Source organism: Telluria mixta (assembly GCF_029223865.1).
In the GTDB taxonomy this organism is placed as follows: Bacteria; Pseudomonadota; Gammaproteobacteria; order Burkholderiales; family Burkholderiaceae_D; genus Telluria; species Telluria mixta.
Genome location: NZ_CP119520.1, coordinates 1,219,918 through 1,234,809 on the forward strand (window position 1 = coordinate 1,219,918; position 14,892 = coordinate 1,234,809).

A 14,892-nucleotide genomic window follows, 5' to 3' on the forward strand; every position below is an offset into this window, starting at 1 on the left:
AGAACAACAATGAAGAGACACCTCGCCGCCCTCCTCCTCGCGGCCTGCGCGCCGCTGCACGCCGCCGAACCTTCCACACCGGAGCAAGTCAGGCTCACCGTCGACGCCACGCGGGCCAAGGGGCCCATGACGCCCATCTGGGCCTGGTTCGGCTACGACGAACCGAATTACACGACGGCGCCCAACGGTAAAAAGCTGCTGAGCGACATCGCCGCGCTGAGCCCCGTCCCCGTGTACGTGCGCGCGCACAACCTCATGACGTCGGGCGACGGCAGCTACGCGCTCAAGTGGGGCTCGACGAACATGTACAGCGAGGACAAGGACGGCAAGCCGGTCTACGACTGGACCATCATCGACGGCATCTTCGACACGTACATCGAACGCGGCATGAAACCGCTGGCGCAGATCGGCTTCATGCCGGAAGCGCTGTCGCAGCGCCCGCAGCCGTACCGCCACCACTGGAAGCCGGGCACGCCCTACCAGGAGATCATGACCGGCTGGGCCACGCCGCCGAAGGACTACGCCAAGTGGTCGGAGCTCGTCTACCAGTGGGTGAAGCACAGCGTGGCGCGATACGGGCAGAAGGAAGTCGAAAGCTGGTACTGGGAAGTGTGGAACGAGCCGGACGGCTTCTACCTGATCGCGCCGGACACGAAGCGCGAGTACTTCAAGATGTACGACTACGCCGCGGATGCCGTGAAACGCGCACTGCCCACGGCGCGCATCGGCGGGCCGCACACGGCCGTCGCGGGCCGGTTCATGGACGACTTCCTGCAGCACTGCCTGCACGAGACCAACTACGCGACCGGCAAGACCGGCACGCCGCTGGACTTCGTCGCCTTCCACGCCAAGGGCGCGCCGAAGGTCGTCAATGGCATCGTGCGCATGGGCATGGACGCGCACTTCCGCCACCTCGACGAAGGCTTCGCGCTCGTCGAGAAATACCCGGAACTGAAAAACGTCCCCGTCATCATCGGCGAATCCGACCCGGAAGGCTGCGCCGCCTGCGGCATGCAGACCAACCCGGAAAACGCCTACCGCAACGGCACGCTGTACGCCAGCTACACGGCGGCCTCGATCGCGCGCGAGTACGACCTGGCCGCGCGGCGCGGCGTGAACCTGATCGGCGCGGTGAACTGGTCGTTCGAGTTCGAAGACCAGCCGTGGTTCGCGGGTTTCCGCGACCTGGCGACCAATGGCGTCAACAAGCCCGTGCTGAACGTGTTCCGCATGCTCGGCAAGATGCGCGGCGAGCGCGTGGCGGTGACGGGCGACCGGGCCTACGACGCGGCCGGCATCCAGGCCGCCGGCGTGCGCGGCGCGCGCACCGACATCGATGCGCTGGCGGCGAAGGATGCGCACAGCGTCGCCGTCCTGGTCTGGAATTACCACGACGACGACATCATCGACGCCGGCTCGCCGGTCGAACTCTCGATCGCCGGCATCCCGGCAAGACAGGTGCAGATGCGCCACTACCGCATCGACCAGGACCACAGCAACTCGTACGCCGCGTGGAAGCGCATGGGCTCGCCCGCGCACCCGACGCCGGCCCAGGTGGCCGAGCTGCAGAAGGCGAGCGAACTCGCGGAACTCGGCCCCGCGTCGACGCTGCAAACGACGGACGGCACGGCCACGGTCAGGATGCAGTTGCCGCGGCAGGCGGTGTCGCTGCTCCTGCTGACCTACTGATTTTATCTTTCCAGCCAACAACCCACTCTTGAGGGGGTAGTTCCACAAAGAACTTCGTGAGGTAATGACGCATCTCGTCGCCTTCGGCGATACAACCATTAACAAGATTGCGAGAACAGCGTATGGCGAACATTGTCTACTTCACGGGTACACGGGGCGGTTACGACACGGTGTGGTCGGTCGCGGCGTTTGGCACGAAGACGTCCACGAAATTCGATCTCCTGGACGACAACTTCATTGCAAGGCAAAGCCATGACGGTACCGGCTTCACCTACAGCGGCAATACCGTCACGGCCGGGAAGATCACGGCGACGTCGCTGTTCTCCTCGCGCGGCGAGCCGATGGTCGTGTACACGGGGCTGGACGTGGCCGTCACGGAGCGGACCAAGCTCCTGGGCGCGGCGACGTCGGGCTACGCCTACGAACAATATGTCCTGCGCGGCAACGACACGGTCCGCGGTTCCGACTGGGACGACACCCTGATGGGCTCGAAGGGCAGCGACACGCTCGACGGCGGCAAGGGCATGGACCTGCTGAGCTTCAAGGGTTTCGCCGAGGCCGTCACCGTCAACCTGGCCACCGGCCAGGCGATCACGACGAGCGGCACGTCGAAGCTGCTGAACATCGAAGACGTCGAAGGCACCGCGTTCACCGACACGCTGACGGGCAACGCGGGCGACAACCAGTTCCAGGGTTACGCCGGCAACGACAAGATCAACGGCGGCGCCGGCTTCGACAGCGCGCTGTACACCGACGCCACGGCGGCGGTCAAGGTCAATCTCGCCACCGGCATCGTGACGGGCGGCAGCGGCAGCGACGTGCTGACCTCGATCGAGCGCGTGGTGGGCTCGCGCTTCGGCGACGTACTGACCGGGTCCAACGCGGACGAGTTCTTTTCCGGCGGCCTGGGCGACGACACGATCGACGGCGGCGGCGGCACGATGGACACGATCGAGTACGGCACCGCCACCGGCGCCGTGGACGTCAACCTGGCGACCGGCAAATCGTCCGGCGCCGCGGGCGTCGACACCATCACCAATATCGAGAGCGTCATCGGTTCCGCCTTCAACGACAAGCTCACGGGCGATGCCGGCATGAACATGCTGATCGGCGGCTATGGCGACGACGTGCTCAACGGCGGCACCGGCATGGACATCATGGTCGGCGGCGACGGCAACGACACGTATTACGTGGACGACCAGTTCGACATGATCACCGAACTCGGCACCGGCGTGGCCAACGGCGGCATCGATACCGTGTATGCGGGCATCAGCCATGTCCTGAACGCGAACGTCGAGAACCTGCGCCTGAATTCGACCACCAGCATCAACGGCACCGGCAACACGCTGAACAATCTCATCGTCGGCAACGCCGGCGCCAACGTCCTGAACGGCCTGACCGGCAACGACACGCTGACCGGCGGCGCCGGCAAGGACATCTTCCTGTTCAATACCGCGCTGGCGAAGAACATCGACACGATCACGGATTTCTCGGCGGTCGACGACACCATCCGCCTGGAAAACGCCATCTTCACCAAGCTGACGACGGGGAACGTCACGCTGGCCGCCGCCAACTTCGTCGCGAACACGGCCGGCGCGGCGGTCGACAGCAACGACTACATCGTCTACGACAGCGATTCCGGCGCCCTGTTCTACGATGCCGACGGCAACGGCGCCGGCGCGGCGGTCCAGTTCGCGACGCTGACCGGCCACCCGGCGATCACGGCGGCCGATTTCTACGTCGTGTAAGCCGCCGCGGCTCAGGTCACGACGAAGTCCGCGTTGGTCAGGGCCAGGTTCGTGCCGAGCACGGCGATCCTGACGGCCAGGCCGGCGCCCGAGCCGTCCGCGTCGTAGCTGAGCGCACCCGTCGCCTTGTCGTACAGGATGTAGTCGTTCGAATCCAGTGCCGCCGAGCCGATGATCTTGAAATACGCCACGTTCAGCGTGCCGGTGGTCGTCAGCTTCGTGAAGATCGCGTTCTCCAGGGAGATCGTGTCGTCCGCCACGACGAAATCGGTGATCGTGTCCACGTTGGTCGTGGCGTTGAGCGCAGTGCTGAACGCGAAACTGTCCTGGCCGGCACCGCCGGTCAGCGTGTCGTTGCCCGTCATCCCGTTCAGCACGTTGTTGCCCGCGCCGCCGACGATCAGGTTGCCAAGCGTATTGCCGGTGCCATTGATGGCGGTGGCCGCGTTGATGCGCAGTGTCTCCACATTGGCAGACAGCGTGTACGACACGGAGGCGTACACCGTATCGGCACCACCTGCCGCACTCGCATTCGACTCGGTGACGACGTCGCCCGCATTGTCGACGTAATACGTGTCGTTGCCGTCGTCGCCGATCATGCGGTCCGCCCCCAGGTTCCCCGTCAGTACGTTGGCACCGGCGCTGCCGATCAACAAGTCATTGAACGCCGAGCCCTTCACGTTCTCGACGTCGAACAGCTTGTCGTTGCCCCCACCGCCGTTGGCCTGGCCGGCAATGCTGGTCGCCCCCGGCGTGTAACCGGGCGCGGCGTCGAACTCGGTCGGGTAGCCCAGGCCGCCGGCGTTGTCGCGCGTGCCGGTCGACAGCATGACTGTCACCCCCGACAGCGCGCCGGCATAGTCGACCGTATCGGTCCCCGTGCCGCCTTCGATGGTGTCGTTGCCGAGATGGGCGACGAACGTGTCGTTGCCGTCGCGGCCATCGAGCAGGTTGTTGCCGGCGCCCCCGTTCAGGTTGTCGCTCCCGCCATAGCCGCGCAGGATGTTGTCGAGGGCGTCGCCGGTCAGGCTGTCGTTGCTGTTCGAGCCGAGGATGTTCTCGATGCCTTTCAGGGTATCGATGCCGCCGCCCCCGGTGTTCTGTGCGACCTGCAACGCCAGATTGACCGAAATGCCCGTGCTGGACGAATAATAGTCGGCCGTATCGACACCGCTGCCGCCCACCAGCACGTCGTTGCCGGCCCCGCCTTCCAGGAGATCGTTGTCGGCGCCGCCGTCGAGCTGGTCGTCGTCCAGCCCCCCCTTCAGCACGTCGCTGTCGTCGCCGCCGGCGACGACATCGTTGCCGGCGCCGCCATCCAGGCGATCGTTGCCGCCGTTGCCCAGCAGGGTGTTCGCGCCGCTGTTGCCCGTCAGGACGTCGGCACCGTCCATCGAACCGGACACGTTCTCGATGCCGGCCAGCGCCTGGCTGCCGGCACCGCCCGTGGCCTGCGCCGTCGTCACGGCGAGGTTGATCGTCACCCCGTCATTGTGGTCGTAATACACGGTATCGGTGCCGAGTCCGCCATCGATCGTGTCGGTGCCGCCGCCGGAATGAATGCCGTCGTCGCCGGCGCCGCCGAGCAGGCGTTCGTTGCCGGTCCCGCCGAACAGCAGGTCGTTGCCGTCGCCGCCATCGAGCGTATCGTTGCCGCCCCCGCTGACGAGAATGTCGTTGCCGGCCAGCCCGGCCAGGTTGTTCGAGCCCCGGTTGCCGGTGATTTGGTTGTCGAGCGCGTTCCCGGTGCCGGTGTAGCCGACGGCCCCGGTGAGCGTGAGGTTCTCGACGTCGGCGCCCAGCGTGTAGCTGTTGTTGGAGACCACCACCTCGTCGATGCCGCCCCCGCCGCTTCGACCACCTTGTCGCCCGCATTGTCGACGATGTAGGTATCGTCGCCCCCCAGGCCGATCAGCGTATCGGCACCGGCGGCGCCGTCGAGCACGTTGTCGCCTGCCGTGCCTGTGATGCTGTTGTTGAGGCCATTGCCGATCCCGCCGACGTCGATATTGGCACCCTGGGTCGGATCGGCGACCAGCACCAGGCTCTCCAGGTTGGCCGCCAGCGTGTAGTTGGTCTGCACGCCGGCGTAGACCGTGTCGTTGCCCTGTCCGGCCAGTTCGATGACGTCCGCGGCGTCCCCGTTCACGTAATACACATCGTTGCCGGTGCCGCCGTACAGCTGGTCGTCGTTGTTGCCGTAGTAGTAGCCTACGGCCTGTACGCCATTGTTCGCATGCAGCGTATCGTTGCCGTCGCCGCCGACCAGGGTGTCGGTACCCAGGCCGCCGATCAGGATGTTGTCGCCGACATTGCCGGTGATCCGGTTGTTGCCCTCGTTGCCGGTGCCGTTGATCGAATCGATCCCCATCAGGGTCAGGTTTTCGATGCCGGAGCCGATCGTATGGCTGACCGTGGTGAACGCGGCGTCCGTACCGCCGCCGCCATCGTAGGTCACGTCGCCCGCATTGTCGACGTAATAGGTGTCGTTGCCCTGGCCGCCGTTCATGGTGTCGGCGCCCGCCTTGCCGTCCAGCGCGTTGTTGCCGCTGTTCCCGGTGAGGACATTGTTCAGTTCATTGCCCGTGGCGGAATAACCTGCAGTGCCCGACAGCGTCAGGTTTTCCAGGTTGGCACCCAGCGTGTAGCTGAAGCCGGCATATACCAGGTCCTTGCCGCCGTCCGCCAGTTCGACGATACGGTCCTTGGCGTCGACGATATACGTATCGTCACCGGCACCGCCGGTCAGGACGTCGGCGCCGGCGCCGCCGTCGAGCATATTCGCACCGGAATTGCCGGTAATCTGGTTGTCCAGCGCATTACCGGTACCATTGATCGACTGGCTTCCCGCCAGCTTCAGGTTCTCGACATTGGCGGCCAGCGTAAGGCTCACGGTGCTGCTGACCGTGTCGGTACCGGCGCCCTCGGCTTCGGTCACGACGTCGCTTCCGGAATCGACGACGTACGTGTCGTCGCCGGCACCGCCGGCCATCGTGTCGGCCCCCGCGCCGCCGTTCAGGACATTGCTTCCCGTGTTGCCGGTCAGGAGGTTGCCGAGCGAATTGCCGCTCAGGTTATAGCTGCCCGAGCCCGTCAGCAGGGCATTCTCGATGTTGCGGTCGAGGGTATAGCTGGCGCCGATCCGGACGGTGTCGATACCTTCATTGGCCGCTTCGCTGATCGTATCGAGGACGTCGGCAAGGTAGATGTCGTTGCCGGAGCCCCCGGCCAGCGTATCGGCACCGCTGCCGCCGTCGAGGATGTCGGCGCCGGCGCCGCCGGTCAGGGCATCGTCGCCGCCGCCGCCGGTAAGCCGCACCGCTTGCGTGCCGGCGAAGTAGATCGTGTTCGGCCCGGCGTCGCCGGTCATGGAATACAGGACCGGCAAGCCCGCCGCATCGTAACGCGCCGTGTGGATGTGGTTGTCGGTCCCGGTCCAGGTGACGACGAACCCGCCGCCCGCCTGCGCCGCGATGTCGAGCTGGCCGTTACCCGTCGCGGTGACGGGCAGGACGATGTCGCTGCCGACCATGACGCCTTTCGCGTCGAAGCGCTGGGCGTGGGCGGCACCGGTGCTGTAATAGCCCGTCTGCCAGGCGACGAGATAGCCGCCGTCGCTCAGGCTGGTAATGACCGGACTCGAACCGATGTTGTTGTAGTCATTGCCGCCGAGCTTGACGGCGGTGCCGGCCGCGACACCCGAGGCATCGAAACGCTGCGTGTACACGCCGCCCTGCGTCCAGGTCACGGCAAAACCGCCGTCGGCCAGGGCTGCGACGGCAGGATCCTGGGCGCCATTGCTCCCCAGCGCGACCAGTTCGATCTCCGCGCCGTTCTTCGTGCCATCGCTGTTGAACCGTTGGGCATACAAGCCCTGCGTGTACAACGCGTCGCCGCTGCCCAGGTACGTGGCGACAAAACCGCCCTTGGCCAGCGCGGCGACGTCCATGTTCACGTTCGACGTATCGTCGCTGCGGGCGGTGGGAGCAAGCGACCCGGTCCGGTTGCCGGACGCGTCGTACGTGACGAGTTGCGGAACGGCGCCCACGTTGTTGACCGCGTCGCGGTCGTAGCCGATCATGAAGCCGCCGTTCGGCAGCGCGGTCACGGTCGGCGAATAGAAGAAGCCGTAATTCTCGGCGGGATACACCGTGATCTGTGCGCCGACGGGCGCGCCGGACGCATCGAAGCGTTGCGCATACAGGCCGCCCTGGTTGTACTCCAGTGTAAACGCCACCACGAAGCCGCCGCCTGCAAGGGCGCCGACGGCCGACACGCCCGGATAGCCCGATCCCAGTGTGCCGATCGTGTACGGCGCGCCCAGGCTTTCGCCGGCCGCGCTGAAACGCTGCACCATGATGCCGTCGTAGCTGGCGAAATCCCAGCTGACCACGTAATCGCCGTTGGCGAGCGTGGCGACGACGGGCGACTTTTGCGTACCGGTGCCCGCCGCATTCAGGGTCTGGATCCCGCCGATCCCGAGACCGATCGTCGAGTCGAGGAAGTTGACGGTTTCGATGCTGGCCAGCGTATCGACGCCCTGGGTGCTGGTCACGATCCAGCGTCCGGTGCCGTCCAGGCTGAACATGGTCATCGGTGTCGCGGTGGCGATCACCGCAGTGTCGGGACCGGTGCCTCCGGTCAGGGTGTCATTCGAAGAGGTACCGTTAAGAGTGGCCATGTTTGCAAAAGAAGGATGAAAACGGATCGCGTAGGGAGGTATGTCGTGCGCATATCGCACTTGGAGTTATCGCAACGATTATTTCAGATTGTCACTATTCCGAAAAGCAAGATCGAATGGCTGTTGTGACAAAACCTTGAAACAAAAATAACTTTTATGCAATGTGCAATCTTTCCCCGCGATTGCATAACCCGTTACCCGACCTTCTTCAGTGCACTCCCCTTGTGCGCCGCTTCCGCCCCCGTCTTGTCGCTGACGACAAGGTATTCCGGATGCTCGGGCGACGCGGCGACCTCGTGCTGCTTGATCGCCGTGTGCGCCGTCAATTTTTTCTTGACCGTGCCACGCACGGTTCCCTGCGACGAGTGCCACTCGACCTTGTCGCCCGGCTTGAATTCGTTTGTCATGCCTGTCTCCTTTCGCGATATCGACGCGCCATTTCAGCACACCTGACACGCCCGCCCCGCACGCCAGCGTCGATTAAGCGGAATCAGGCCAGTGCGCGGGCGTTCTGCTGCAATGGCAGGGTTGCGCGTTGCGATCGCGTCTCTCTCGTTCGTCCTGTTCCGGCGCTGAAGTCATACGCCCGTAACGTGCCCGTGCGTATGATGAGGCAACGGAATCCGGCCACGACGCACATGTACAAATCCAGGAAACGCCTGCTGATCCTCGACGCGGACGGCACCACCATCGACGCCTTTTCCGCCATCGAAGCGGCCTTTTCGCGGCACGGGCTGGACATCGGCGACGAAGCGCGGTTCCAGAAGCGCCACAACCTGTTCAAGTATCTCGGCGGCCTGAAGGAATTCCCCTCGATCATCAAGAAGAACCTACGCAAGAACAGCCGGACCAGGCTCGTCGACAGCCTCACGGAAGTCTACCGCCAGGAAGCGGCCATGTACGACGGCATTCCCGACCTCGTGCGGGAACTGGTCGCCGCGCCGGACGTCGTCGTCGGCATGGTCACGCGCAACATCACGAACGAACCCCTGGAGACGCTGCGCCAGCTGTTCCAGCGCCACGACATCGACATCAACGCGCTCGACTTCCTCGTCCACATTCCGCTCTCGGAAAAGAAGACGAGCCAGTTCCGCGCCATCCGCGAACAGTTCGGCATCAATCCCGCGCGCGCCTACGTGTGCGGCGACGAGCACAAGGATTTCGCTGCCGCCATCGGCACCGGCATGCATCCGTTCATGGTGTCGTACGGCTTCGAGGACTACGACCGGCTGACGGAGAAATTCGAGATCCCGCACGAACTGATCTCGCGCACGTCCGGCGAACTGTGCCAGCGCATCCGCCACGCGCTCGACCTGGGCAACCGTCGTGGCGGCCGGGTCAGTACGCGTACCAGAACAGCAGCGCGCTGACGGCGCCGAACATCCAGTAATCGACAGGCGCGCCCGCAAACCAGCGCTTGTGCCACGGGACCAGTTCGCGTTTAAAACGGCGCCAGCCGAAGGCGGGATTGACGACGAACCACAGCCAGTCCTCGACGATCCAGAACAGCATCACGGCGCCGAGCGCGCGCGCTTCGAGCTGCGGCGACCAGAGCCCCATGAAGGCCATCGGAATGTGAAACATGACGCCGATGAAGGAAAACATCCACGCGTGGTAGCCCGTCAGCGCGCGGCCGCCCCAGAAGATGTCGAGCAGCGGATGCGCTTCGATGCGCCAGGTGGGCAGGTTCGCGGCCCAGCCGGCGTCGCCTTCGATCTCGACTTCGACGCGGGCAAAAAAGTAAGCGGCAACGACGACGGCGGCCAGGGTCGCAACGAACTGGCCGGCATGGGAGAGTTCAAACAAAGGCATCGATGGGTTCGGTCTGCTTCAGGATGGCGGCCAGCACGGCGGCCGCGGCATGGGGACGGCCCAGCGCGAGGGCGCGGGTACGCATGGTGGCGAGTTCGGCCGGATGCGCCATCAGGTAGCGCACGCGGTATTCCAGCGACGGCGCATCGAACGCCTTCATCGCGGCGCCATGTTCGAGCAAAAAATTGGCGTTTCTCTCTTCTTGGCCGGGGATCGACGCGTTCACGATCATGGGCAGGCCCAGTGCGAGACACTCCGCCGTCGTCGCCCCGCCCGGCTTCGTGATGGCCACGTCGGCGCAGGCCATCAGGCGCTCGACGTTGTCCGTAAAACCCTGCGGCACGAGCCGGCCCGGATACGCGGCCGCCAGCCGCCGCAGCGCCGCCAGTTCGGCCACGTTGCGGCCCGCCAGCGCGATCAACTGGAACTGACCGGGAATCGCCAGCAGGCGCTGCGCCAGCGTGGACAGGCCGCCCAGCCCCGCGCCGCCGCCCATCAGCAGGAACGTCATCCGGTCGGGATCGATGCCGAGCTCGCGCGCACACGCTGTGCGGTCCGGCCGGCCCGTAAAGGCCGGCATGACCGGGATGCCGGTGACGTGGATGCCGTCGCGCCCGATGCCGTGCTTTTCCATCAGGAACGCCACCTCGTCATTGCCCGCGAAATAGCCGGCCATGTGCCGGTGCACCCACATGCGGTGCAGGTCGAAGTCGGTCACCTGCACCCATACCGGACACCGCAAGGCGCCGGCGGCAACCTCGCGCGACAGGATCTCGGCCGGCAGGAAATGCGTGCAGACGATGGCATCCGGGCGCAGCCCGGCGATTTTCGCCAGCAGCGGCGCGCAGTCGCGGCGTTCGATGCGGCGCCGCAGCCGGTGCGCCCAGCCGTCCGGCGCGGCGGTGTTGGTGGTGTGATAGAGCCAGCTCCACACGGCGGGCGCGCGTTGCACGAGCATGATGTAGAGGTCGGCGTAGACCTGGCGCAGGCGCGGCGTCGCGTAGGCAGTCGCGTCCAGGTGGATCACCTCGCCGATGCCGGGCACGGCGGATGCGGCGGCGCGGATCGCCTCGGCCGCGCGCGTATGGCCGGCACCGGCCGGCACGCTCAGCACGAGGATGCGCTTGCCCGACTTGCCTTCGCCCTCCAACCAACGCCCACCCATCGCGCTCGCCTTGCCGTGCATATCGATGAGGGCAATGTAGCGCTTGAATGTGACGGTGCCGTGACGGCGCGTGCGCCCCTTGCCAAGCGCGGCCATGCACGCGATCATGGGTCCATGAACCCGCACACCCTACCTCGCACCCTCGCCCGCCTGGCCGGCCTGACCCTGCTGCTGGCGAGCAGCGCCTGCCGCAGCGATGCGCCGCAGGCACCTTCCACCGCCACGGGCAGCGCGCCCCTGCTGGCCCGCATCGAGGCCGCGCGCGGCAACCTCGCCTGCGATTCGGACGACCAGTGCCACACGATCGGCGTCGGCCACAAGGCGTGCGGCGGCCCCGAGCGCTACCTCGCATGGTCCAGCAGGAACGACGACGGCACGCGCCTGCGCGCGCTCGTGGCCGAGCACGCGGCCGCGCGCCAGGCCGAGGACACCAAGAAGGGCATGATGTCGACCTGCTCCGTCGTCCCCGATCCGGGTGCGACGTGCGCCGCCGGCCAGTGCGTGCTGCGCGCCACGAACAACGGTCCCGGCGGGATGGCCCCTGTGGCCCGCTGATACTTCATCACAAACGACAAAGGCCGCGGCATGCACCGCGGCCTTTGTCATTGAGGGCCGCTCGTGGCGACCCCTGCCAGGACGATTACTCGACCTTCGCCTGCTTGTTGCCGGCGTTCTGGAACAGCGGGATCGGATCCGTCGTGTCGACTTCGACGATCGTCGTGCCGACCGTGGAACCGCCGGTCACGTAGGCGACCGAACCCAGGTGACGCTTCCCGGTCGCGAGACCGGACCACGACAGTGCCACCGACGCCGTGCCGCCCAGGGCGACCTGGCTCGGTGCGACGGCCTTGAAGTTGCCGCCGGTCACGGTCGGGCTCAGCACCCAGCTCGACAGCTTGTACGTCGCGCTGCCGCCCACCGGGTCATAGCCGACGACGCACACCTTGTACTCGCCTGCCGGCGGATTGGTCAGCGTGACCATCTCGTTGGACGTCTGGCCGCCGCTGGTGCCGACGACGGTCGTGCCGCGTGCCACCACCAGGTCCAGGTCGGACAGGCCGTTGCCGGTGCCGACCGTGTCGCTGTCGTACAGCGCGAAGCGGGCCGTGGTCGTGCCGGCCGGGATGGTGACGGTGTGGACGTTCACGCCCGTACCGCCGCCGCCCGTGCACACGCTGTTGGCCGTGTTCGTCGCGGTGACCACCGTCGAGCTGAACTCGGTGGCCGGGATCAGGCCGGCCTTGGCGAGGGACAGCGAGCCGGCGTAGCCGGTACCGATGGTGACGACCTTGGTGCCGGACGTCGCTTCGCTCTGCACCGTGGCCGGTACGGCGATCGTGGAGGCGCGCGCCGTCAGCGGGCTGCGCACCGTGTGCGTGCCGTCGCTCCAGGTCAGCTTGCCGTACACCCATGTGTTCATCGGCGCGCTGGTGCGGGTCAGCTTGACGGTGTACGTGGCGCTCGCGCCCGGTGCCAGGTTCAGCGTGGCCGGCTGCACGTCGACCGTGTAGCCCGGCAGCGTCGCGTTGACGTTGTACGTCGCCGCGCTGCCGCCCACGTTCTTCACGGTGCGGGTCAGCGTCTGGATGCCCAGCACGTTGGCGGCCGTCAGCGACGGCAGGTTCAGGTTGTACGGCTGGATCGTGCCGACGGCCGCGCAGGTGCCCGGGCTGAACACGTTGGTGATGCCGAGGCCGCACAGGAAGCGCGCGTAGTCGATCGTCGCCAGGTCGTACACGAGGCCCGGATCGACGGCGGTGGACGGCGCCACGTGGCCGGCGCCCTGGCCCCACGGCAGCGTGCCGGTCGTACGCGCCGAGCTGTCCCAGGACACCGCGCCGTTCTGGCCGTCGTTGAAGGTGTCATACGCGGTCGTCATCAGGGCCGACTTGATCATCGCCGGCGTCCAGTCCGGATGGCGCTGTTTCAGCAGCGCGGCGATGCCGGCCACGTGCGGCGACGCCATCGAGGTGCCGGTGTAGAACGCGAAGTCCTTCGACGGTGCGGGTGCGCCGGCGGCGACCGCGTTGCGCTGGGCCTTGGTCAGGTCGGCGCTGACGGCCGCCAGGATGTCCGTGCCCGGCGCGGTGACGTCCGGCTTCATGATGTTGGCGTTGGCCACGTTCGGGCCGCGCGACGAACTGCTGTTCATCTGCGGTGCGACGATCTTCGGATCGACGATGCCGCGCAGGTTGTTCAGCGCGGCGGTGGCGCCCGGCGTCGAGGCATAGTAGGCCTTGAGCGTCGCGCCGTCCGTGCTCGAGATGTGGACGGTCGAGATGCTGTGCGCCTGGTTCAGCGTGGTCTGCGCGCTGGTCGGCGTGTTGGCGATGATGACGCCCACGGCGCCGGCCGTCTTGCCGTTCGCGCTCTTGTTGACGAGCACGTTGCTGCCGCGGTCGCAGACGAGGATCTTGCCCGTCACCTTTGCCGGATCGAGGTACGTGGTCGGACCGTCGGCCGGGCCGAAGCACAGGTTCAGGCTCGGGTCAGCCGGATCGACGCCCGCCAGGCCGGCATCCTTGGCCAGGATGAGCGGCGACGACGGCGTATTCGCATTGCCGGACGCGCCGGTGACGGTCACGCCGTTGCCCAGCGCGACGTCGCCCGCATAGGTGCGGTTGTGCGTCGAGTTGCCGACCGTGGTCAGCCACGGGCTGATGTGGGCGACCGGTGCCGTCGCCGGGCCGGAGTTGCCGGCCGATGCCGCCACGAACACGCCGGCCGCGGCCGCGCCGAGGAAGGCGACTTCGGTCGGTTCGTTGAACGCGCCGCCGCCAGCGTTCGGGCCGATCGAGAAGTTGATGACGTTCACGCCATCCTTCACGGCCTGTTCGATCGCGGCCACGCTGTTCGACGTGGCGCAGCCGTTCAGGCCGGTGCCGCCGTCGGTCCAGCAGACTTTATAGGCGGCGATGCGGGCGCGCGGCGCCATGCCGGTGATCTTGCCGAGCGAGAGCCCGTTGGTCGTGGCCGTCACGTGCGCATTGCCGCCGGCCGTGCTGGCCGTGTGGTCGCCGTGGCCGCCGTGGCCTTCCGCGCCGGCGACCGAGTCGCGCGCCGACAAAAATTCGGTCCAGTGCAAGGTCTGCGTCGGCTGCTTGAAGTAGCGCGCACCGATCAGCTTGTTGTTGCAATCGGTGACCGCGAAACCTTCACCGACCTGGCAGATGCCTTTCCAGGACGCCGGCGGCGCCGTGTAGGCGAGCTTGGAGCCGTCGCGGCTCGGATTGCCGTTCTCGTCGACGCGGTCGGCGAAGCTGTCATGCTCCGGCCAGATGCCGCCGTCGACGATACCGATGATGATGCCTTCGCCGGCCTTGTCCTGGCCGCCGAGCTGGTCCCACAGGCCGCCCGGTTTATCGAGGCCGAGGAACGTCGGGGTGTAGCTCGTGTCGAGCTGCAGGATATTGTCGGCCGAGATGCTGGCGACGCCCGGATTCTTCTTCAGCGCGCGGACCTCGGCGTCGGTCAGCAGGGCCGAGAAGCCGTTGAAGACAACCTTGTATTCGTTGGTGACCTGGGCCTTGTTGACGGTCGACAGGACGTCGGACTGCTTGGTCTCCAGGTAGGTGATGTAGTTCTGGACGCTGGTCGCGTCGACGTTCAGGCGCTGCCCGGCGGCCGGCTTGGTGGCCGTGAGGCCGCTGACGCCGCCGTCATAGGTGGCGACCGGCTTGTCGGCCAACTGGACGATGTAGGAGCGGCGGACTTCGCCGTCGGCATAGGCGTGGGTGGCGGCCGCGACGGTCAGCGCGAACAGGACGGCCGAAGTGATGGGACGCAGTTTCATGGTC

Annotated in this window: 9 protein-coding genes and 1 pseudogene; 4 read left to right on the top strand and 6 right to left on the bottom strand. The window is 66.4% G+C overall.

The window, feature by feature from the left end; all coding sequences use genetic code 11:
* Nucleotides 1–9 precede the first annotated feature (9 nt).
* Together P0M04_RS05385 and P0M04_RS05390 are read left to right on the top strand one after the other, a co-directional pair.
* Nucleotides 10–1,689: a GH39 family glycosyl hydrolase gene (locus P0M04_RS05385; RefSeq protein WP_259447928.1), complete on the top strand. Its 1,680-nt coding sequence runs from the start codon at nucleotides 10–12 to the stop codon at nucleotides 1,687–1,689.
* Between the two features lie 122 nt (nucleotides 1,690–1,811).
* A complete protein-coding gene (locus P0M04_RS05390) occupies nucleotides 1,812–3,437 on the top strand; it encodes a calcium-binding protein (RefSeq protein WP_259447929.1) in 1,626 nt (541 codons plus the stop codon).
* 11 nt (nucleotides 3,438–3,448) lie between these two features.
* On the opposite strand, the gene P0M04_RS05395 is transcribed toward P0M04_RS05390, so the two are convergent.
* The 3 genes and pseudogenes from P0M04_RS05395 to P0M04_RS05405 all read right to left on the bottom strand — a co-directional run bounded on the left by P0M04_RS05395 (nucleotide 3,449) and on the right by P0M04_RS05405 (nucleotide 8,525).
* A complete protein-coding gene (locus tag P0M04_RS05395; protein WP_281042376.1) occupies nucleotides 3,449–5,263 on the bottom strand; it encodes a calcium-binding protein in 1,815 nt (604 codons plus the stop codon).
* Between the two features lie 110 nt (nucleotides 5,264–5,373).
* Nucleotides 5,374–8,118, bottom strand: a pseudogene (locus tag P0M04_RS32770) (beta strand repeat-containing protein); the annotation flags it as partial.
* Nucleotides 8,119–8,312: 194 nt separating this feature from the next.
* Nucleotides 8,313–8,525: a hypervirulence associated TUDOR domain-containing protein gene (locus P0M04_RS05405; RefSeq protein WP_259447931.1), complete on the bottom strand. Its 213-nt coding sequence runs from the start codon at nucleotides 8,523–8,525 to the stop codon at nucleotides 8,313–8,315.
* 231 nt (nucleotides 8,526–8,756) lie between these two features.
* On the opposite strand from P0M04_RS05405, the gene P0M04_RS05410 reads away from it, so the two are divergent.
* Nucleotides 8,757–9,488: an HAD family hydrolase gene (locus tag P0M04_RS05410; RefSeq protein WP_259447932.1), complete on the top strand. Its 732-nt coding sequence runs from the start codon at nucleotides 8,757–8,759 to the stop codon at nucleotides 9,486–9,488.
* On the opposite strand, the gene P0M04_RS05415 is transcribed toward P0M04_RS05410, so the two are convergent.
* Together P0M04_RS05415 and P0M04_RS05420 are read right to left on the bottom strand one after the other, a co-directional pair.
* Nucleotides 9,457–9,930: a hypothetical protein gene (locus P0M04_RS05415; RefSeq protein WP_259447933.1), complete on the bottom strand. Its 474-nt coding sequence runs from the start codon at nucleotides 9,928–9,930 to the stop codon at nucleotides 9,457–9,459. The genes P0M04_RS05410 and P0M04_RS05415 overlap by 32 nt on opposite strands.
* Nucleotides 9,917–11,095, bottom strand: coding sequence for an MGDG synthase family glycosyltransferase (locus tag P0M04_RS05420; RefSeq protein ID WP_259448490.1), 1,179 nt, complete (start codon nucleotides 11,093–11,095; stop codon nucleotides 9,917–9,919). Before P0M04_RS05420 ends, P0M04_RS05415 begins: the two co-directional genes overlap by 14 nt.
* 114 nt (nucleotides 11,096–11,209) lie before the next feature.
* Between P0M04_RS05420 and P0M04_RS05425 the strand changes: the two genes are divergently transcribed.
* Nucleotides 11,210–11,650, top strand: a complete 441-nt coding sequence (locus tag P0M04_RS05425) for a hypothetical protein (protein ID WP_259447934.1) — start codon at nucleotides 11,210–11,212, stop codon at nucleotides 11,648–11,650.
* Between the two features lie 85 nt (nucleotides 11,651–11,735).
* Here the strand turns inward: P0M04_RS05425 and P0M04_RS05430 are convergent, their stop codons facing one another.
* Nucleotides 11,736–14,888: a S8 family serine peptidase gene (locus P0M04_RS05430; protein ID WP_259447935.1), complete on the bottom strand. Its 3,153-nt coding sequence runs from the start codon at nucleotides 14,886–14,888 to the stop codon at nucleotides 11,736–11,738.
* Nucleotides 14,889–14,892 lie beyond the last annotated feature (4 nt).